Origin of the sequence: Micromonospora sp. S4605, from assembly GCF_003176715.1 — a bacterium.
Classification (GTDB): domain Bacteria; phylum Actinomycetota; class Actinomycetes; order Mycobacteriales; family Micromonosporaceae; genus Micromonospora; species Micromonospora echinaurantiaca.
In genome coordinates this window covers 1-1,511 of the sequence record NZ_QGSW01000492.1, presented here as the reverse complement: position 1 = coordinate 1,511, position 1,511 = coordinate 1, and the positions used below count along the sequence as shown (strand labels likewise).

The following is a 1,511-nucleotide window of genomic DNA, read 5'->3' as shown; positions in this document are numbered from 1 at the left end:
GGCGTGGAGGGCTTCGGCGAGGGCGGGGAGGAGGAGGCGGATCTGCCACTCGCGGGCGTTGAAGCCGCGCAGCGTGTCCGCCACCGCCTGCTCGGTGATCTCCTCCGGCGGGACCCAGGCCAGCCGGCGCACCGAGTCCGGAGCGATCAGGTTCTCCGGCGGCAGGTTGTGCTCGCCGGCGACCCGGGTCACCACCTCCCGGCACCGAACCAGCCGGGCCGCCGCCACCGGGTCCCGTTCCGCCCAGCGGTGCGGCGGCGGCGGGCCCTCGGCCGCCGGCGTCACCGGCAGCGCGTCGTCCGGCAACTGGCGGGCGTCGTCCAGCGCCGCCAGCCAGGTGCGGGCCAGCCGGCGTACCGAGCGGCCGCCGAAGCCGGGCAAGGTCAGCAGGGTCTGCTCGTCCTTCGGGTCCAGCTCGGCCGCCGCGATGATCGCCGAATCCGGCAGCACCCGGCCCGGAGCCGCGTCCCGCCGCGCCGCGATCTGGTCCCGGGCGTACCACATCGAGCGGACCCGGGCCTGCGCCCGCGCGCCGCGTACCCGGTGGATGCCGGAGGTGCGCCGCCAGGGCTCGGCGCGCACCCGCGGCGGCCGGGCACCCGTGCGCACCAGCGCGGCGAACTCCTCGGCCGCCCACTCGCTCTTGCCCTGCCGGGTCAGCTCCGCGTCGAGCGCGTCGCGCAGGTCGGTGAGCATTTCCACGTCGAGCGCGGCGTAGGTCAGCCAGGACTCCGGCAGCGGCCGGGTCGACCAGTCGGCTGCCGAGTGATGCTTCTCCAGGCTGAACCCGAGTAGCTGCTCGGTCAGCGCGGCCAGGCCGACCCGCTCGAATCCGGCCAGCCGGGCGGCCAGTTCCGTGTCGAAGAGCCGGCGCGGACGCAACCCGAGCTCGGCCAGGCAGGGCAGATCCTGGCTGGCCGCGTGCAGCACCCATTCGGCCTCGCCGATGACCTCGTCGAGGGCGGTCAGGTCGGGCAGCGGCAGCGGGTCGACCAGCGCCGTGCCGGCGCCGGCCCGGCGCAACTGGACCAGGTAGGCACGCTGGCTGTAGCGGTAGCCCGAGGCGCGCTCGGCGTCCAGGGCGACCGGGCCGGTGCCCGCCGCGAAACGGGCCACGACCTCGTCAAGCTCGCGCTGGGTGGCCACCGGCTCAGGAGTGCCCTCCCGCGGAGCGGTCAGCGGTACGGGCCCGCCGGCGGTCGGGTCGTCTCCCGCGTCCGCCGGCTCCGGCCGGGCCGACGGCGGGTCGTGCGGTGCGTTTCCCGTACGGCTTTCGGCGGCCCGACGGCGCAGGGGTGGTTCGTCGGTCACCTGACAACCCTAGTGCGCCGCCGGATTCCGCGGGTGCAGCCGGGGTCCGGCGTGTGTCGGTCAGGTGACCCTCAGGCGTCCCGACGGGCCGGACATCGGGGAAGACAAACCCCGATCGCGCAGGTACGGTCCATCCGGCCGCCCCGCTGGTGCGCGTTTCCCAGCCGGGGCGGCGGCCACTGGGGGCGGCTACGGGGAGG

General features: G+C 76.1%; 1 protein-coding gene. It reads right to left on the bottom strand.

The window, feature by feature from the left end; translation table 11 throughout:
• Positions 1 to 1,311: ribonuclease D (locus DLJ47_RS35240; RefSeq protein ID WP_109906703.1), on the bottom strand; the 1,311-nt coding region annotated here is incomplete at its 3' end.
• Between the last annotated feature and the right edge of the window lie 200 nt (positions 1,312 to 1,511).